This is a genomic window from Tatumella morbirosei (assembly GCF_000757425.2).
Classification (GTDB): Bacteria; Pseudomonadota; Gammaproteobacteria; order Enterobacterales; family Enterobacteriaceae; genus Tatumella; species Tatumella morbirosei.
The window spans coordinates 274,268-293,497 of sequence record NZ_JPKR02000002.1 but is presented as its reverse complement, the minus strand read 5'-3'; the positions used below and the strand labels follow the sequence as shown (position 1 = coordinate 293,497).

17 protein-coding genes are annotated in these 19,230 nt (G+C 52.3%); 5 read left to right on the top strand and 12 right to left on the bottom strand.

The window, feature by feature from the left end; genetic code table 11:
• Nucleotides 1-200: 200 nt before the first annotated feature.
• Nucleotides 201-1,304 (bottom strand): dimethylsulfone monooxygenase SfnG, encoded by a 1,104-nt coding sequence (sfnG, locus tag HA49_RS02435; protein WP_038020136.1) that lies wholly within the window; start codon nucleotides 1,302-1,304, stop codon nucleotides 201-203.
• Nucleotides 1,305-1,832: 528 nt separating this feature from the next.
• On the opposite strand from sfnG, the gene HA49_RS02430 reads away from it, so the two are divergent.
• The 4 genes from HA49_RS02430 (at nucleotide 1,833) to HA49_RS02415 (ending at nucleotide 5,537) form a co-directional block, all read left to right on the top strand.
• On the top strand, nucleotides 1,833-2,786 hold the full coding sequence (locus HA49_RS02430) for an aliphatic sulfonate ABC transporter substrate-binding protein (RefSeq protein ID WP_038020133.1): 954 nt from the start codon (nucleotides 1,833-1,835) through the stop codon (nucleotides 2,784-2,786).
• Nucleotides 2,787-3,011: 225 nt separating this feature from the next.
• Nucleotides 3,012-4,028 (top strand): ABC transporter substrate-binding protein, encoded by a 1,017-nt coding sequence (locus HA49_RS02425; protein ID WP_052752418.1) that lies wholly within the window; start codon nucleotides 3,012-3,014, stop codon nucleotides 4,026-4,028.
• Nucleotides 4,018-4,830 (top strand): ABC transporter permease, encoded by an 813-nt coding sequence (locus tag HA49_RS02420; protein WP_046791641.1) that lies wholly within the window; start codon nucleotides 4,018-4,020, stop codon nucleotides 4,828-4,830. The genes HA49_RS02425 and HA49_RS02420 overlap by 11 nt, the downstream gene beginning before the upstream one ends.
• On the top strand, nucleotides 4,806-5,537 hold the full coding sequence (locus HA49_RS02415; RefSeq protein WP_038020130.1) for an ABC transporter ATP-binding protein: 732 nt from the start codon (nucleotides 4,806-4,808) through the stop codon (nucleotides 5,535-5,537). Before HA49_RS02420 ends, HA49_RS02415 begins: the two co-directional genes overlap by 25 nt.
• A 55-nt stretch (nucleotides 5,538-5,592) precedes the next feature.
• Here the strand turns inward: HA49_RS02415 and lolE are convergent, their stop codons facing one another.
• From lolE to lolC, 3 genes are read right to left on the bottom strand one after another with little or no spacing between them, the layout of a single operon-like run.
• The gene (gene lolE, locus HA49_RS02410) at nucleotides 5,593-6,837 is read right to left on the bottom strand and encodes a lipoprotein-releasing ABC transporter permease subunit LolE (protein WP_038020127.1); all 1,245 of its coding nucleotides are present in this window, start codon (nucleotides 6,835-6,837) and stop codon (nucleotides 5,593-5,595) included.
• The gene (gene lolD, locus HA49_RS02405) at nucleotides 6,837-7,541 is read right to left on the bottom strand and encodes a lipoprotein-releasing ABC transporter ATP-binding protein LolD (RefSeq protein ID WP_038020125.1); all 705 of its coding nucleotides are present in this window, start codon (nucleotides 7,539-7,541) and stop codon (nucleotides 6,837-6,839) included. Before lolD ends, lolE begins: the two co-directional genes overlap by 1 nt.
• Nucleotides 7,534-8,733 carry a lipoprotein-releasing ABC transporter permease subunit LolC gene (lolC, locus tag HA49_RS02400; protein WP_038020123.1) on the bottom strand — a complete coding sequence of 400 codons (1,200 nt, stop codon included), beginning with the start codon at nucleotides 8,731-8,733 and terminating at the stop codon, nucleotides 7,534-7,536. The genes lolD and lolC overlap by 8 nt, the downstream gene beginning before the upstream one ends.
• 296 nt (nucleotides 8,734-9,029) lie before the next feature.
• On the opposite strand from lolC, the gene mfd reads away from it, so the two are divergent.
• Nucleotides 9,030-12,473 carry a transcription-repair coupling factor gene (mfd, locus tag HA49_RS02395; protein WP_038020120.1) on the top strand — a complete coding sequence of 1,148 codons (3,444 nt, stop codon included), beginning with the start codon at nucleotides 9,030-9,032 and terminating at the stop codon, nucleotides 12,471-12,473.
• Nucleotides 12,474-12,515: 42 nt separating this feature from the next.
• On the opposite strand, the gene HA49_RS02390 is transcribed toward mfd, so the two are convergent.
• The 8 genes from HA49_RS02390 to HA49_RS02355 all read right to left on the bottom strand — a co-directional run bounded on the left by HA49_RS02390 (nucleotide 12,516) and on the right by HA49_RS02355 (nucleotide 19,206).
• Nucleotides 12,516-13,058 (bottom strand): glycine zipper 2TM domain-containing protein, encoded by a 543-nt coding sequence (locus tag HA49_RS02390; protein ID WP_038020117.1) that lies wholly within the window; start codon nucleotides 13,056-13,058, stop codon nucleotides 12,516-12,518.
• Nucleotides 13,059-13,282: 224 nt separating this feature from the next.
• Complete coding sequence (locus HA49_RS02385) at nucleotides 13,283-14,587, bottom strand: NAD(P)/FAD-dependent oxidoreductase (protein WP_038020114.1); 1,305 nt, start codon at nucleotides 14,585-14,587, stop codon at nucleotides 13,283-13,285.
• Nucleotides 14,588-14,882: 295 nt separating this feature from the next.
• Nucleotides 14,883-15,926 (bottom strand): beta-N-acetylhexosaminidase, encoded by a 1,044-nt coding sequence (gene nagZ / locus HA49_RS02380; RefSeq protein ID WP_038020111.1) that lies wholly within the window; start codon nucleotides 15,924-15,926, stop codon nucleotides 14,883-14,885.
• A gap of 37 nt (nucleotides 15,927-15,963) precedes the next feature.
• Nucleotides 15,964-16,791: a thiamine kinase gene (gene thiK, locus HA49_RS02375; RefSeq protein WP_038020107.1), complete on the bottom strand. Its 828-nt coding sequence runs from the start codon at nucleotides 16,789-16,791 to the stop codon at nucleotides 15,964-15,966.
• Nucleotides 16,772-17,383 (bottom strand): penicillin-binding protein activator LpoB, encoded by a 612-nt coding sequence (gene lpoB / locus HA49_RS02370; RefSeq protein ID WP_038020105.1) that lies wholly within the window; start codon nucleotides 17,381-17,383, stop codon nucleotides 16,772-16,774. Before lpoB ends, thiK begins: the two co-directional genes overlap by 20 nt.
• A gap of 10 nt (nucleotides 17,384-17,393) precedes the next feature.
• Nucleotides 17,394-17,762, bottom strand: coding sequence for a YcfL family putative periplasmic lipoprotein (locus HA49_RS02365; RefSeq protein ID WP_038020102.1), 369 nt, complete (start codon nucleotides 17,760-17,762; stop codon nucleotides 17,394-17,396).
• Between the two features lie 17 nt (nucleotides 17,763-17,779).
• Nucleotides 17,780-18,130 (bottom strand): purine nucleoside phosphoramidase, encoded by a 351-nt coding sequence (gene hinT, locus HA49_RS02360; protein ID WP_038020099.1) that lies wholly within the window; start codon nucleotides 18,128-18,130, stop codon nucleotides 17,780-17,782.
• 278 nt (nucleotides 18,131-18,408) lie between these two features.
• The gene (locus tag HA49_RS02355; protein WP_038020096.1) at nucleotides 18,409-19,206 is read right to left on the bottom strand and encodes a metal-dependent hydrolase; all 798 of its coding nucleotides are present in this window, start codon (nucleotides 19,204-19,206) and stop codon (nucleotides 18,409-18,411) included.
• Between the last annotated feature and the right edge of the window lie 24 nt (nucleotides 19,207-19,230).

The window sequence follows — 19,230 nt, the reverse complement described above, 5'->3', positions numbered from 1 at the left end:
ACGGTGTCTCTGAACCATCTGCCGCCCCGGAAATAACAAAACCTCACCAATATCACGGTGATTCAGCCCTGGCACGGCAGGATGTGGGGCAAAAGAGTGCTTAGTGGGGAGTCATTATCAGGATTTTCAGGGCAAAGCTCGCCATAACGGCTGATCTGCCCTGAAACCGCCACCTTCAGATAGTGGGAGAATAATCATGATTAACTGCTGACGGTTGATTGTTGCTGAAGGCGTTCCAGTTCACGCACTCTCGGCAGGATCTCACGCCCAAACCTTTCAATTTCTTCCTGGAAATGCAAAAAGCCCAACAGTAGCAGATCAGCACCGGCGTTTTTGAACTCAATAATCCGTTCTGCAATCTGTTGTGGGGTCCCAATCAGCTGACTTTTAAATCCGTCGTTATACTGCACCAGGTCTTCAAAACCGGAATTAGCCCAGTTCCCCTCACCCTCCGGGGAGGATTTGCCTGCGTTGGTGACCTGGTCCGCAAATCCTCTCACTGCTTCAGGGTTAGCCCCGGCCACAATGTCGCGGACCACCTGTTGCGCCTGTTCTTCCGTATCGCGGGCTACCACAAATCCATTGACTCCGATCCTGACCTGATGCTGATTTTGTGCTGCTTTTTGGCGGATATCCGTGACCTGACGGGCGATTTCTGCCGGGGTGTTGCCATTGGTAAAATACCAGTCAGACACCCGTGCCGCCATATCTCTTGCTGCTCTTGAGCTGCCGCCCTGAAAGATCTCCGGCAAAGGCAACAACGGCTTGGGTTTCATAACATAATCCCGGTAGCGATAAAAATCACCGGCAAAACTGAAACTCTCCTGCTGCCAGATGCCCTTCAGACAGCGGATAAATTCCTCGGATCGCAGATAACGCTCCTCATGATCCAGCCAGGGCTCGCCTATCGCTTTAAATTCACCCCGAAACCAGCCGCTGACTACATTCACCGCAATCCTGCCACCGGTCAGGTGACTAATGGTGGCAATCTGCTTGGCGGCGAGCGTCGGATTCCAGGGACCGGGTAACAAAGCAGCGATCACTTTTAACTTCTCTGTCGCGCCGAGCAGGCCCTGTGAGAAACTGACGGATTCATGCTGATTATCCGCACCATAACCGGCGGTAAAACGGATCTGGGTCAGTGCATAATCGAAACCTGACTGTTCCGCTATCTGAGCCAGTTTACGATTGTAGTCAAAATCCCAGCGAGTACGTTGTTCAATATCGCTGATCACCAGCCCACCGGATACATTGGGTACCCAGTAAGCAAACTGTAACGGCTTATGACTCTGAGGGTTACTCATACAGATCTCCCTGGTTATCTCTTTGGAAACAGCAATCACCGAAGGTTGTCAGTTTTGCGTATCTGGTGGACGGCAACCTGGCCAGCACTTATTGCATTATTCAGATTTTCACTGCGATAGCTGATTTTTTTATAACCTAATGCCGATATAAGAAATAGAAAACCAACCATTTAGTTATAACCAACAGCACGAAGCATGCCAGCTTTCAGTACGATTAAAAACCTCTAAAAATCATAATGATGCAAAGTGCCCTCTTGATAAGGAGTGTTGCATATGCAGCAGTTATTGCCAGGGCACTGTTTCATTTACAGCATTTCAGGCCAACGGGCTGCGGGTCCTGGCAAGGGTCCCCATCCCGCCGGATTTGGCAGTACCTCCTCTAAAAAACCATTAACCAGTGGAACAAGGGCAAAGAACTGGCGGTTTTCAGATAACTTAATGATTTAATTGTATTAAGCCTGTGACTCCCTGTTTGTTATGTTTTTCCTGTGATCTGTCTGACCGCTTTATTTACTCAGGAAAAATAAAATGAAATACACGCTATCCGGCCTGTTATCGGCCACTCTGTTAGCAGCCATATTGTTACCTGCCGCTGCCCGGGCGGAAAATCTGCCCAAAGTTGTCAATATTGGTTATCAGAAAGCCAATATTTTCGCATTGCTGAAATATCGTGGCACTCTCGATAAAGATTTTGCACAGCAGGGAATTCGTGTGCACTGGGTTGAATTTACTGCAGGCCCACAGATGCTCGAAGGCCTGAACGTTGGCAGTATCGATCTCGCCGCCACCGGTGATGCACCGCCGGTGATTGCTCAGGCAGCCCGCGCCGATCTGGTTTACCTGGCTCATTCCCCTGCCAATCCGGAATCTGAAGCGATTGTGGTGCCCACAGGTTCATCAATTAAAACGGTCGCCGATCTTAAAGGGAAACGGATAGCACTGAATAAAGGTTCAGATGTCAACTATCTGCTGATAGCCGCGCTGGAAAAAGCCGGACTGACCTACCAGGATATTACCCCGGTCTATCTGGCTCCTGGTGATGCCCGTGCTGCCTTCCAGCACGGAGCTGTCGATGCCTGGGTTATCTGGGACCCGTTCCTGGCTGAAGTGGAAACCCATGCCGGGGCACGTGAAATCAGTAATGCCACCGGTCTGGTGCCCCACTACACTTTCTTCCTGGCAGGAAGAAAATTTGCCGACAGCTATCCGCAGACCGCCAAACAACTGATCACTGAATTACAATCCACCAGCGACTGGGCTAATCAACATCAGGAGCAGGCCGCTACCGTTCTGGCCGGTTCTACCGGGCTGTCAAAAGCTATCTGGATAAAAGCGCTGAAGCGAATTCCTTTCGGCGCCAGCCGTATGACCCCGGCAGTATTTGCTGAACAGCAGACACTGGCAGATACACTCAAACGTGCGGGAGTCATACCGGTGAGCGTTAATGTCCGCACAGCACTCTGGTCAGCGGATAAACAGTAATAATTACCCATCGCCGGCAGGTGTACGTTTCTCCGGCGATATCTTCATCCCGTCTTGCTTAGCAACCTGCACAGAACTTCTCCCTGCCAATCCCATCCTGCGCAAAAGCTTATCTGAAATCGATGCTTCATCCCTTTGCTACTGTTGGTTACCTTACTTGTGCTATGCATTCATTTTTACATTTAGATACAACCACGACATTTATTACCTCAACCGGGAATCATTATGAATAAAACGACTTTACTGGCGGCGGCTCTGATACTGGCGGTCAAAGGGGCCAGCGCAGCAACTTTGGCACTTAACTCCCCTTTACCTGACAATGTCCCCGCTGGGACGCAGCTTAATGTGGCTGATCAGGATGAAGTGCTGCAGACGCTGTTTAAATCTTCTGGCCAGGATAACGGACTGACCTCGAAAGTCCATTTCGGTAATTTTAGTGACGGTCCCGAGATCCTTGAAGCTTTCCGTGCGGGGGCTGTTGATGTGGCGGTGGTCGGTGATGCTCCCCCTATTCAGGCTCAGGCCAATGGCAACCCGGTACTGATTGTCGGGGTTCAGCAAAACAGTGACAGAGAGTATCAGCTGGCCATCGCTCCTGAGGCACATATCCGAACCCTTGCGGACCTGCGGGGCAAAAAAATAGCTAACGCTCCGGGGACTGGCCGGGAAGCCTATCTGTATCGGGTACTGGAGAAAGCAGGATTACAACCCGGTGATGTCAAACTGGTGACCCTGCAGACCGGTAATTTTACCGATGCTGTACGTTCAGGAGAAGTGGATGCGGCAGCATTAAAAGAGCCTAATCTGACACAGTATCTGAATGCTTATAAAGCCAAAGGCGGAACAGTGTTGGGGACAGAAGTGACCGCCGGAGGATCAACCGGCCTGCGATATCTGTATGCGCGACAAAGCGCTGTCGAAGATCCGGCAAAAGCAGCAGCCCTGCGTGAATTTGTTACTCATTGGGTAAAAGGCTGGCAGTGGGCTAACCAACATCCCCAGTCCTGGGTCAATGATTACTATGTAAAAAATCAGGGACTGACTGCGGCGGAAGGTAAGCTCATCAATGACGTCGCCGGACCGACCCACTTTCCACGCATTGACCAGGCACTGTTTGCCACCCAACAACATACCGCCGATTTACTACTGAAGTCAGGCAGCATCCGTCAGAAGGTGGATGCTGCAAAAGAGTTTGATGTGCGATTCGACCAGGTGATACAGCAGGCAGCGAATGAAAAATAGTCCTCTCTGGCGCCGGGGGAATCATCCCGGCCTCCTCACTCCGCCCCGGACGACTCTGCCGTGGCGCACACTTGGGCCACTGCTGCTGCTGATCCTCTGGCAGACATCGGCTGTCGCTGGCTGGACAGACAGCATGACGCTGCCGTCACCCGGCCAGGTTCTGGCAACCTTTGTCCGGCTGGTAAACGACGGACGCCTCATCCCGGGCATTGAGGTTTCCGCATGGCGCTCTTTGACCGCCCTGCTGGCGGGCACCCTGACAGGTCTGGTACTGGCACTGATTTCCGGTCTCAGTCGCTGGGGTGAGTCACTGATTGACGGACCGATGCAGATAAAACGGTCGATCCCTACCCTGGCGATGATCCCGCTGTTTATCGTCTGGCTGGGCATCGGTGAAGCTACCAAAATTACCATCATCATGTTCAGCGTGATTATTCCGGTCTATATCAATACTCACGCTGCGGTAAGAGGTGTCGATGAACGTTATGTCGAACTGGCGGAGACGCTGAAAATCAACCGACTGACATTTATCCGCCGTATTATCCTGCCCGGTGCCATGCCAGGCTTCTTTACCGGCTTGCGGCTGGCGGTTGCCCACTCATGGACCTCACTGGTGGTCGTGGAACAGATTAACGCGACGTCCGGTATTGGCTATCTGATGACCCGGGCGAGAGCCTACGGTCAGACTGACATTATCATGGTCGGGCTGGTGTTATACGCATTGTTTGGCCTGTTTTCTGACGGGCTGGTCAGAATGGCTGAAAGGAGGGTATTGTCATGGCGCAAATCTCTGGGCAGTTAGCCCCGCCACTGGTGTCGGTTCAGGGGCTTTCCCGGCAATATGCCGACCGTACGGTACTCAGCAATATTCATCTGGAGCTGCAACAGGGCGAATTTGTGGCGCTGCTGGGACGCAGCGGTTCAGGTAAGAGCACGTTGCTGAAAGCGCTGGCAGGACTGGATCCGCGGGCCAACGGCAGTGGTGAATTGCAGGTGCCGGAGAATTTCGCGGTGGCATTTCAGGATTCCCGGTTACTGCCCTGGCTGCGGGTACTGGATAATATTGTGCTTGGTGACAACAGCAAAAGTTTTCGTCGCGAGGGACAGCAGGTGCTGGCTGAGGTCGGGCTGGCGGGCAGAGAACGCGACTGGCCGGCAGATCTCTCCGGGGGCGAACAGCAGCGGGCAGCACTAGCCCGCTGCCTGGTCCGGAAACCTGCCTTATTACTGGCGGATGAGCCTTTTGGTGCTCTGGATGCACTGACCCGATTAAATATGCAGGCACTGTTACGTCGCCTCTGTCACCAATACCATCTGACAGTTCTGCTGGTCACCCATGATGTTGATGAAGCTATTGCCCTGGCTCAACGGGTCATTGTTCTGGACCAGGGGGGGATCTCTCTTGAAATCGCTATCGGCCAGCATTCGGCCAGGCAACCGGAGCAACATGAGATTTACCGGCAGCAACTCCTGAAGGCACTGGGAGTGAGTAGCCCGACAGAGCCTTAGCCCATGCCAGGTAAAGCAAAATCAGTCGGTGGCCAGTCTTTACTGGCCACCGAGATTACTGGCCGCTCAGCACCCGGGCAGGATCGATACGGCTGGCACGGCGCGACGGATACCAACTGGCCAGCAAGGTGAGGATTATGGCAGTGATCAGCACTGACCAGACATCCAGCCAGTGAAGTTCTGAGGGAAGAAAATCGATGAAATAGATATCACCGGACAGGAAGTGATGGCCGGTCAGTTTTTCAAGTCCACGAATTATCGATGTCAGATTCAGAGCACCCAACACCCCGGCCACTACGCCGAGGATACTGCCGGCCATACCCGCCAGCAAACCGTACCAGACAAAGACCGTACGGATCAGTTTATCCCCGGCCCCCAGGGTACGCAGTACCGCAATATCACTGCTCTTGTCTTTTACTGCCATGACCAGTGTCGAGACGATATTAAAGCAGGCAACACCTATTACCAGAATCATGGCCAGATACATAATTGCGCGGATCATCTGGATATCGTGATACATATAGCCATAAGTGCTGATCCAGTTGCGGATATAAACGTAGCTGTGGGTCACTTCTCCGGCTGCTCTGACCACCTTCACCGCCTGAAACGGATCGGTCATTTTCAACGCAATTCCGGTCACGCTGTCGCCCATATCCAGATACTGCTGGGCATCGGCCAACGGCACTAGAGCCAGGCTGTGATCCAGCATGCCACTGAGTTGCAGAATACCTTCCACCTGTAAACGGATACGTTTAGGTTGCAGCAGATGATTCTTACCATCACTGTTCGGAATCATAATGGTTATCCAGTCACCCGCTTTCACCGACAGACTCTTGGCAATTCCTCCGCCGAGGATGATCTGCTGTTTACCGGCACTGAATCCTGCCCAGGCATTACCCTGAACGAACTTCGGTAAGGCACTCAGTCGCGGTTCCTGCTTCGGATCGACACCACGAACCGTCAGAGCCTGTAATTTACTGGCACTTTCCACCAGTCCGGTAAAATTAATATAGGGAGCTGCCGCCGCAATTCCCGGCACCTTTTCTATCGGAGCAATCAACTGTTGCCACTGGCTGAATGGCTGATTCACCGGTTCTATTTCGCCGTGTGGTACCACACTCAAAATACGTTCATTCAGTTGACGTTCGAAGCCATTCATTGCACTGAGTCCGATAATCAGCACCGCCACCCCAAGGGCAATACCGACTGTCGAGATGACCGATATCAGAGAAACCATGCCGCCACGACGACGCCCGCGGCTAAAGCGTAATGCCAGCTGCAGGGATAACGGTCGAATCATTACAAGGCTCCTGTCAGGGTGACTTCCGCCGTTAACTGCCCGTCACGCATTTCCATTTGACGATTCAGACGTTTGGCCAACGATAAATCATGAGTCACCACCAGAAAAGCGGTGCCCTGCATCTGGTTGAGCTCACCCAACAACTGGAAAATAGCATCCGCATTGCGGGCATCGAGGTTACCGGTAGGTTCATCGGCCATCACCAGACTGGGCCGGTTGACCAGCGCACGGGCAATCGCCACCCGCTGACGTTCTCCACCGGATAATTCAGACGGGCGGTGACTGGCACGCTTTTCCAGCCCCACCGCGGCCAGCATCTCTGTAGCACGCTGCAATGCTTCACTGCTGTTCTTTTTACCAATCAGTAGTGGCATGGCCACATTTTCCAGTGCCGTAAAATCAGGCAACAGATGGTGGAACTGATAAATAAACCCCAGTTCGCGGTTACGCAGTTCAGCTTTGGCTGAGGATGACATCTGATTCAGTGACTGGCCCTTAAACAGCACATCACCTGACGTAGGGGAGTCCAGCCCCCCCAGCAGATGCAACAAAGTACTTTTCCCTGACCCTGAACTGCCGACAATCGCCGTCATTTCTCCCGGTTGTAGGGTAAACGAGACATTGCGCAATACGTCGGTCTGCAGGTTACCTTCCTGATAGCGTTTGCATAACTGATCACATTGTAAAAGTAACGGATTATTCATAGCGTAATGCCTCGGCGGGTTGTACGGCGGCAGCGCGCCATGAAGGATAAAGTGTCGCCAGTAATGCCACAATCATTGCGGTCACCGCGATGGCAACGACCTGAGTCGGATTGATATCTACCGGCAGTGCGGCACCATCCAGAAACAACCCCAGTACCGGCAGCAGATGGTTAAGCTGGCTGGCCAGTAACACGCCACCCAGAGTGCCTAATAGTGCCCCTGCAATCCCGGCACTGGCGCCCTGCACCATAAATACGCTCATAATTTGCCCGCGGGTCAGCCCCTGGGTTTGCAGAATCGCCACTTCACCCTGTTTTTCCATAATCAGCAGACCAAGAGAAGTCACAATATTGAAGGCAGCCACTGCCACTATCAGACTGAGTAACAGCCCCATCATGTTTTTCTCCATCCGTACCGCCTGGAACAGATCGCCTTTACGCTCACGCCAGTCTTTCCATTGCAGGCCCGGCGCCAGAGTCTGCTGGCTAAGGCTATCCACATCCAATGGATGGTTAAGCCATAACCGCCAGCCAGTGATGTTACCCACCGGATAATGCATCACCCTGGACGCATCCTGTTGATTCACCAGAATCTGATAGCTGTCGACTTCGCTGTCCGCGGCATAAGTCCCGACCACAGTGAAAATACGTTCACTCGGCACCCTGCCGACGGGGGTGAACTGACTGACCGACGGAACCATTAAGCGCAGAGTGTCGCCGGTGTGAATACCCAGTTGACTGGCAAGTTGCTCGCCCAGAATCACGTGATAACTGCCAGGCTGAAGCTGGCTGGCCGATCCGTTAACCAGATAAGGTAACAGCGGGTCCTTCTCATCCGGATTGATACCCAACATGACACCGACGGCTACACTACTGGCACTTTGCAGCACCACATCCGCCGTCGTCAGAGGGGCTATCCGTGAAACGCCCTGCAGTCCAAGGCCAGACGCCGGAGTTTGTTGTGGATTAATACTGCCGTTGTCACTGGTGATTAACGCCTGTGGCATCAGCCCCAGAATATTGCCTTCCAGCTGGCGTTCAAATCCATTCATCACCGACAGTACCGTGACCAACGCCAGGACGCCTAAAGTGATACCTATGGCGGATAGCCAGGAAACAAAGCGACCAAAGCGGTCGGATGCACGTCCACGCATATAACGCAGACCAATAAACAGAGCTACGGGTTGGTACATTAAATCCGTCCCGGACGGTTGCCTGAAATTCAGTAAGTGGATGATAATGGAGCCAGCCGGTTATGAAAACCTCTGACCTCCGGTTTGAAAGGTAAAGTTATCTGATTATCCGCAGAGACGGATTAAAAACAGACCGGACCGTTCATTTTTTACTCAGTATCACAGTATTCCCTGCCCTGAACCCTGCTTTTCACTTTTCTCGCAGATTCACAGGAAAATTTATTAAGGCAGATGAATCATATGTGTTTATGTGAAATTATAGCTGCCTGGAAATTTTGGAGAGAATAATTATCCCCATGTCAGATAAGACAAATTACTCCCTGCCAGTCAAAGCCGGTGATCACCGTCAACTTGGCCAACTGACAGGTGCGGCCCTTGCCGCAGAGTGTGCAGACATTGCTGAACGTCATCCCGGTCCGTTACTTCTGATCACCAGTGATATGCAGACCGCCTTGCATTTACAGGATGAGATTCGCCAGTTTACCGCTCTGCCGGTCAGCCATCTGCCTGACTGGGAAACTCTCCCCTATGACAGCTTTTCGCCACATCAGGACATTATTTCCGCACGTCTGTCCACCCTCTACCATTTGCCTTCCATGGAAAGAGGCGTTCTGATTCTGCCGGTGAATACCCTGATGCAACGGGTATGTCCGCATCAGTTCCTGCAGGGCCATGCGCTGGTGATGAAAAGCGGCCAAAAGATGTCGCGTGATTTACTGCGTGAACAACTGGACCAGGCCGGTTACCGGCACGTTGACCAGGTAATGGAACACGGGGAATACGCCATCCGTGGCGCTTTGCTGGATCTGTTCCCGATGGGCAGTGAACAACCCTTCCGGATCGATTTCTTTGATGATGAAATCGACAGTCTGCGGTTGTTTGATGTTGACAGCCAACGGACACTGGATGCAGTTGACGCGATTAACCTGTTGCCGGCTCACGAATTTCCCACCGATAAACAGTCAATTGAACTGTTTCGCAGCCAGTGGCGGGAACATTTTGATGTACTGCGCGATGCAGGCCATATCTACCAGCAGGTGAGTAAAGGCAGTTTGCCGGTAGGGATAGAATACTGGCAACCGCTATTTTTCTCCGGGGAACTGCAGCCGTTATTCGATTATCTGCCAGCCAACACACTGTTGCTTTGTAGTAGTGATCTGCAGGCTGGCAGCGAGCGTTTCTGGCAGGATACCAGACAACGCTATGAAAACCGCAAGGTTGACCCGTTGCGCCCGTTACTGCCTCCGGACAGACTGTGGTTACATCCGGACTCACTCATGTCGGCACTCAAACAGTGGCCAATGGTTCGTTTGTCGGCGCAGACGCTGACCGATAAACCGGCCAATACTAATCTTGCTTACAGTCCGTTGCCGGAAATCAGTTTACAGTCTCAGGCCAAAAGTCCTCTGGAAGCACTACGTAAATTCAGTGAGTCTTTCAATGGTGCGATTATTTTCTCGGCCGAGAGTCAGGGGCGGCGTGAAAGGCTTCAGGAACAACTAAGCAAAATTAAAATACGCCCTGTCGAGATAGAGCGACTGGCCGACGCAGATAAACCTGGCCACTATCTGATGATGGGGCCGGCTGAAACCGGATTTATTGATCATAGCCGGCAGCGGGCGGTCATTACCGAGACGGATTTATTGGGCGAACGGGTAGTACGGCGTCGTCAGGACAATCGTAGGACTATCAATCCGGATGTGCTTATTCGCAACCTGGCGGAACTGCATCCGGGGCAACCGGTCGTCCATCTTGAACATGGGGTCGGCCGGTATGCCGGGCTGACCACGTTAGAAACCGGCGGGGTCACGGCAGAGTATCTGATGCTGACTTACGCGGGGGATGCCAATCTCTATGTACCGGTCTCATCACTGCACATGATCAGCCGCTATGCCGGGGGGGCGGACGAAAACGCTCCGTTACACCGGTTGGGCAGCGACAGCTGGAGCCGTGCGCGTCAAAAAGCCGCAGAAAAAGTTCGCGATGTGGCCGCAGAATTACTGGATATTTATGCCCAGCGTGCAGCAAAAACTGGCTTTGCGTTTAAACATAATCGCGAGATGTATCAGAAATTCTGTGACAGTTTTCCGTACGAGACCACGACAGATCAGGCTCAGGCGATTAATGCCGTACTGAGTGATATGTGCCAGCCACTGGCGATGGACAGACTGGTATGTGGTGATGTTGGCTTTGGTAAAACAGAAGTAGCGATGCGTGCGGCTTTCCTGGCGGTGGAAAACCATAAGCAGGTGGCCGTGCTGGTGCCGACCACTCTGCTGGCTCAACAGCATTTTGACAATTTCCGTGACCGGTTTGCTGACTGGCCTATCCGTATCGAAATGTTATCCCGTTTTCGTACCACCAAAGAACAAAACCAGATACTGCAACAGGCCAGTGAGGGAAAAATTGATATCCTGATTGGCACCCATAAGCTGCTGATGAGTGACCTGCAATGGCAGGATCTTGGCTTGCTGATTGTCGATGAAGAGCACCGTTTTGGGGTACGACACAAAGAGCGTATCAAAGCCATGCGTGCGGATGTGGATATTCTTACGCTGACCGCAACCCCCATCCCCAGGACCCTGAATATGGCGATGAGCGGAATGCGGGACTTGTCGATCATTGCCACACCGCCGGCCCGCCGACTGGCGGTGAAAACCTTTGTCCGCGAATATGACGAACTGGTGGTGCGGGAAGCCATCCTCAGGGAAATCCTGCGTGGCGGCCAGGTCTATTACCTGTACAACGACGTAGAAAATATCAGCAAAGCGGCTGAAAGGCTGTCGACACTGGTCCCGGAAGCCCGGGTGGGTATTGGTCATGGACAGATGCGGGAGCGGGAACTTGAACGGGTGATGAATGATTTCCACCACCAGCGTTTCAATGTACTGGTCTGTACCACCATTATTGAAACCGGCATCGATATTCCCAGCGCCAATACCATTATTATCGAACGCGCCGACCATTTTGGTCTGGCGCAGTTGCACCAGCTCCGTGGCAGGGTCGGTCGGTCTCATCACCAGGCCTATGCCTGGCTGTTGACACCGCATCCGAAGGCCATGACCAGTGATGCAGCAAAGCGGCTGGAAGCGATTGCTTCGCTCGAAGACCTGGGCGCCGGATTTGCGCTGGCGACTCACGACCTGGAAATTCGTGGTGCCGGGGAGCTCCTGGGAGAGGACCAGAGTGGTCAGATGGAGACCCTGGGCTTCACACTGTATATGGAATTGCTGGAGAATGCCGTAGAGGCACTGAAAGCTGGTCGTGAACCGTCTCTGGAAGATTTGACCAGTCAGCAGACCGAAGTAGAACTGCGTATGCCAGCCCTGCTGCCGGAAGAATTTATTCCTGACGTCAACACCCGTCTGTCGTTTTATAAACGGATTGCCAGTGCTGCCAGCGACAATGACATTCAGGATCTGAAGATTGAGTTGATCGACCGCTTTGGTTTACTTCCGGATCCGGCACGTAACCTGCTGGATATTGCCTTGTTACGTCAACAGGCCGTCACCATCGGTATCCGTAAAATTGAGGCCAGTGAAAAAGGTGGTTACATCGAATTTTCAGAGAAAAACCATGTTGATCCTGGCTGGCTCATTGGATTATTGCAAAGCGCGCCGCAGCAATGGAAACTGGAAGGCCCGGTAAAATTACGCTTCACTGTTGATCTGGCTGAGAGGAAACAGCGGATGGAGTGGGTCACCGGGTTACTGCAACAGATGCAGGAACATCGCCTGTAACATAGCCGTCCCCCGCGTCGCGGGGGAAACCGGCTGAATGACTTAACTACGCGTACTATTAATAATGAGCTGGCCATTATTATCCAGTGGAATACGGGGACCGGGGGCATTATCCATCCGGACTTTACCCTGCTCGTCACCAATTTTATAGGTGACATCATAGCCCAGGGTTTTCTCCTGTTTGTCATACACGGTACGGCATTGCTGACGAGTCGTGGTGTAAGTATCACGGTTTTGTAATCCTGCCTGGGCCTGATTACCGGCGTAACCACCGGCTACAGCCCCGGCGACGGTTGCCAGACTACGGCCATGTCCTCCGCCAAACTGATGTCCCAGCACTCCACCTGCCACGGCACCCAGGATTGAACCAGTCAGTCGGTTTTCATCCTGGACCGGACGGCGATGAACCACCTGAATATCACGACATTCCTGGCGTGGATTTTTAATTACTTCCCGGATAGGAGTCGCTGATACCACCCGGGCATACTCTGGTCCACGGTGAAAAGCGCTGACTCCCGCTACCGAAGCCACCCCGAGCGCAGCGGCTACGCCAATACCGATACCTGCGAGCATTGATTTATTCACAGGGTTCCTCCTGACTTATCTGATAACCACGCATGAAATTCATTTAACTATCAGTATGCTACTGACGGCGTGCGTGCCTCGCCTGATGTGCGGCAGTTTCCCAGAAGCTGGTTTCTGAGACCATCAGACAAACGGAAAAAACACAGGAAGAGGGTCGGCTAAGGATGATTTTGAGAAGCTTCTTATAAAGCCCCGGAAATTGAGTCCGGGGCGACAGACAGCAATTAATGCAGTTTTAGTTTAGGACGGATCACCCGGTTAATACTGCCGGAAAGCATCATCAGCAGGGTTTTAAAATAACCGTGCAATGCAATCTGATGCATACGATACAGAGAAATGTATACCATCCGGGCAATGCGCCCTTCTACCATCATAGAGCCGCGCATCAGGTTACCCATCAGGCTACCTACCGTAGTAAAGCGGGACAATGACACCAGCGAGCCATGATCCTTGTAGACATACTCTTTCTGCGCCTTGCCTTTACGCCGTGCCAGAATGTTATGCAGTACGCAGGAGGCCATCTGGTGAGCGGACTGAGCCCGTGGCGGCACAAATCCGCCCTGAGGTAATGCGCAGGAGGCACAGTCACCAATCGCGTAAATATCTTCATCCCGCGTCGTTTGCAGGGTCGGAGTCACTACCAGCTGATTGATACGGTTGGTTTCCAGCCCGGCAATCTCTTTCATAAAATCAGGGGCTTTTATCCCTGCGGCCCATACCATCAGGTCAGCATTGATTAATTCACCGGATTTGGTGTTGAGTCCTTCAGGTCCCGCACTGGTCACCATAGTCTGCGTCAGAACCTTTACCCCTAGTTTCTGGAGTTCCTGTTGTGCCGAAGCAGAAATACGGGGGGGAAGTGCCGGCAGAATACGCTCTCCAGCCTCAACCAGCGTGACATTCAGAGCGTCTTTATTCAGTTGTTCATAACCATAACTATGCAGTTCCTTAACCGCGTTGTACAGTTCAGCCGACAGTTCAACGCCTGTCGCACCACCGCCCACTATCGCGATATTCACCTTATGATCAGTTTGCTGACCGGAAGTGTATTTGAGAAACAGATTTAGCATCTGATTATGGAAACGTCGGGCCTGAGCCGGGTTATCCAGGAAAATGCAGTTCTCTTTAACCCCGGCAGTACCGAAATCATTGGATGAACTGCCAATCGCCATGATCAGCGTGTCGTAATTCAGGCTGCGCTCTGCCACTAACAGATTGCCCTGCTCATCACGAATTTCAGCCAGCTGAATCGCCTTATTCTCGCGGTCGATTTCCGTCAGAGTCCCTAACTGAAAACGGAAATGATGATGGTGTGCATGCGCCAGATAGCTGAGAGCATCGATACCTTCATCCATTGAGCCCGCCGCAATTTCGTGCAATAGCGGTTTCCACAAGTGAGTCTGATTACGGTCCACCAGCGTAATTTCCGCTTTTTTGTGACGTCCCAGCTTGTTACCTAGCTGAGTGGCCAGTTCCAGGCCGCCGGCACCGCCACCCACGATGATGATTTTTTGTACAGAAGTAGTCAACCATACCCCCTGATTTGTGAGCTTGAAGTTAACAAACGGTTAAATTAAACCTTTGCTAACATAGGGTTATACCCGATTAAGAGTTACTAAAATCAGGATAACACGACCGGGTAACGGGTTCCTATCAAAATGATCTGGATCAATTTTACACGATTGTACCGGCAGAACCCGGCGAGGGAAGCATAAAAAAACGTCAGGAATGCAGAGAGGTCACATCACAGATGAATCGACAGGCGTTAAAGACTGACAAAAGACCTGACGATGGCCCGGCGAGGATACCGGGCCAGATGAGCGGTTAAACTGCTTGTTTTTGTTCCAGCCAGCGCAGTTGTAATTGTGAAAGTTGCTGATGATTTTCTTTCCAGCGATTGTGTTGACGAAGCTCTGCGTCACTTAAGCGACCACGATGATAAAGCCGGGTCAGCCGCTCCGCTGAAGTTATCGGTAAGTTATCAAGAATGGCTACTACACCAGGCCGGTGATTACAGACCAAAATCACATCACAGCCGGCAGATAAGGATTGTTGCGCCCGTTCGGTATAACTGCCCATCACCGCGGCCCCTTCCATGGATAAGTCATCGGAGAAGATCACCCCATCAAACCCCAACTCCTGACGCAGCACGTTTTTCAGCCAGTATGGCGATCCACTGGCCGGCATTGGATCGATGGCCGGATAAATCACATGGGCCGGCATGACAGCATCCAGCTTACCGTCCTGGATCAGCCGACTGAAAACAGCCATATCCTGTTGACGAATGGTCTGTGCATCACGCGGGTCGACCGGCGTTTCTTTGTGGGAGTCTGCCTGGACTGCACCGTGCCCGGGGAAATGCTTACCGGTAGTTTTCATTCCAGCCTCGTGCATACCGGCAATAAATTGTTCTGCTACGGGTAACGCTATCCGCGGGTCTTCATGAAATGCACGATCACCGATGGCGGCGCTGATATGGCCGATGTCTAACACCGGCGCGAAACTGATGTCGATATCCATCGCAGTCATCTCAGCAGCCATTTGCCAGCCCGCTTCTCTGGCCAGTAATCCTGCCTGATGCACTGATTCACTCAGCGCTGAAAATGACTGCATCGCCGGCAGACGGGTAAATCCGTCACGAAAGCGCTGCACCCTTCCCCCTTCCTGGTCGACGGCCACCACCAGACGGGTATGAGAGGCGGCACGAATCTGACGAACCAGTTCTGCCAGCTGCCGGGGATCATGATAGTTACGGCTGAACAGGATCACCCCCCCGGTCAGCGGATGGCGTAATAACTCACGCTCTTCGCCATCCAGTTCATAGCTTTCCACATCCAGCATCAGTGGTCCCGGGATTGAAGTCGTCATAGTGCTGTTCCTGTGTCCTTGCGATGAAGCATTATTTTCAAAATGATAAATTTTGCCAGTACTGGCGGGCCAGCGTCTGCATCTGCGGGCTGGCCGTTTGTTCGGCCCGTAACTGATACCAGCAGGCCATAAGCAACTTCAGCCAGGGTTTCCAACGGTTCACCTGGCGTGCCAGTCGTTCCGGCGTCAGCCCGGCAATCCCGGCATAGTAGTCGATCCACTGCGTTTCATTCGCCGAATCATTCAGGCATATCACAGCCAGATCAAGGGCAATATCACCATCGGCAGTGTATTCCCAGTCGATAAATCTGCAGCACTGACTGTCCTTTACTACATTCCCGGCATGAATATCCATATGTATCGGCACCAGGCGTAACGGCAGAGGTTCACCCTGTGATTTCAGACGCTGCCAGAACTGTAACCAGTGATGCGTCTTCTGACGACATAACTGCCAGTACTTTTCCAGTAAGGCGGTTAGCGACAGACGATAGCCGGTCAGTGGCTGATGATGCAGATGGACCAAAGCCCGGCAAACCGGCCGTAAATACTCAGCAAATTCCTGAGAGGACAGAGTTTCACCGGGTTGCCAGCTTAATAACAACCAGTGCTGATTATACCCCACCGGTCGCTTAACCATGCCACCGGCCGAAAGTTTTTTCAGCACCCGATACTCACGCCGGCGATCGACAAAGGGTATAGGTAATCGAGGCTGCCGCCTTGCCAGCAGGTTCTGTTGTGGCAAAACAATTTTAAATGAATGATGGCTTAATCCGGACAGGGGGAAAAAACAACCGGCAGAAAGCTCTGCCGGTTGAGACTGGCGGACCAGTTGTAACAGCGAGGGATCAATTGGCGACGCTGGCACTGCCGGTCCAGACGATTTCGCCGGTCTGTACCAGCATCAGTTGCATTTGCAGCCGTGGTGCTTTGGCATCACCATGTGCCGTACTGTACAAAACATATTGCGCATTCAGATTACGGGCCAGGCCAATAGCCTTGCTGCGTGAATTGAGGCTGTCCTGCGGAGACAGACCCAGTGCCTGCTTAGCCTGATTTAGCTGTGCGGTTGTCACCAGGGTAAATTTGCTGTTGCTCTGCAACGCCTGGTTAATCGCCAGGTCGGCATTTGCACTCTGAATCGACCCGTTGGTACTGTTTTTCAGGCGATCCACCAGTAACACACTACCCGGAGTAATCCCCTGGGTGTTCATCATCTGGTTAACTAATGGCTGAACGCTGGATTGCCAGTTAATAGTTTTCAGCTTAGGGGGTTCTGGCACCGGCTGAGGTTGAGTCACAGATGGAGGTGGCGGCTGCTGTGCGCCGATAACCGGTGCCGGTTGTTCCGGCTGAGGCGCCTGTTCAACCGGTGCTGGTTTTTGAGATTGATTAACCACACACCCGGATAAAATAAACGCAAATAATAACGGAATACTGAATTTTATGCTGCGAATCACTTGAACATCCTCAGAGATAAAGGGATACACGTACCTGACTTGCGCTCAGATTTCCCGACCAGGAGATTGCTTCACGACTCTGGTGTGCAGGCACAACCACGGTTTCAGCTGACTGTTCCGGCAGAATTTCCAGTCCTTTGTCATCATACCAGTAATAACGATAATGTAGCGTCACCGCAACGTCACGATCATTATAAAGAATGACAGTCGCTTTTTGCTGTCCACTGTCACTGCTGAGCTTCGGCCCGTCAGCCGTAATACCCGCCGATAACACATCTGATTCCATCACTAACGGCTGTGAAATACTGATCTGTGGCTGACTGCTGCCGCATGCGGTCAGTAGCAGTACCAGCGGAAAATAAAACAGACCTGCACGCATCTGACCCCTCCATAAACTTAACGGGATAACATTGGCCCAAGCGCGCGGCCACCCAGCAGGTGCATATGGATATGATAAACTTCCTGGCCGCCATGACGGTTGCAGTTAACGATTAGCCGGTAGCCATCTTCATCAATTCCCTGCTGTTTCGCGATGGAAGCAGCCACCGTCATCATACGGCCCAGGGCAGGTTCATGCTCAGTGCTCAGATCATTTACCGTGGGAATTAACTGATTTGGGATGATAAGAATATGGGTAGGCGCCTGGGGTGAAATATCGCGAAATGCGGTCACCAGTTCGTCCTGATAGACGATATCAGCGGGAATTTCCCGGCGAATAATTTTACTGAAAATAGTTTCTTCGGCCATGAGCTGATTTCCTGATAAAAGTAACAGCAATAAAGATCTTATTCCCTGACCCGGGCCGTTACAACCCGGCAATCAGCGGTAAGTCGTTGTACAACTTTACATTATCCCCTCAGGGTAAGGCCATTAAAATATGGTACCCCGGGAAATGGCAATGGTTCATATCCGTGCAGCGCGCGAATTCTGCTCACCCTGCACAGACAAGCTTAGTCAGCAATCCGGGGGCCGGCAGATTTTTCTTTCTCATTCACCAGGCTGGACAGGCCCCGTAGCGGCCAGACTCAGGCCCCCAATCTGTCCATCGGAATATGGAACAGGCGTGAAAAGTTTTCAGTTGTCTGCCGTGCCAGGGTATCGATATCCACCCCTTTCAGTTCCGCCATATACTCTGCCACGTCGCGGGTATACGCCGGCTGGTTGGGTTTACCGCGGTGTGGTACAGGGGCCAGATACGGAGAGTCGGTTTCCACAAGGATTCTGTCCAGTGGGATATAGCGGGCAGCTTCACGAATCTGCTCTGCATTACGGAAAGTAACCATTCCGGAGAACGAAATATAAAAGCCTATATCCAGCAGTTGTGCCGCTGTCTGTTTGTCTTCAGTAAAACAATGCAGCACACCGCCACACTCTTCTGCTTTCTCTTCACGCAGTAACGCCAGTGTATCTTCCCTGGCATCACGGGTATGGACAATCACCGGTTTATTCAGTTGCCGTCCGACCCGAATGTGCTGACGAAACGAGAGCTGTTGTTCCCGCTGCTGTTCAACTTCCTTCTGGTAAAAATAATCCAGACCGGTTTCACCCAGTGCCACCACCTGTGGGTCAGCAGCCAGCTGCAACAAGGTCTCCTGCTGGTACGGTTGTTCCATATTCAGCGGGTGCACCCCGCATGACAGCGCGATTTCCGGCCGTTGACTGACCAGCGCTTTCAGTCCGGTGAATCCCTGCAGGGTGGTTGCCACAGCCAGCATAAAACGGACATCCTGCCCGGCAGCCTTACTGATCACATCGTCCAGATTGCTGTGTTCCTTTTCATAATCCAGACAATCAAGATGACAATGGGAATCGACTAAAAACATAATCTGCTCTCTTACTTATTTAAC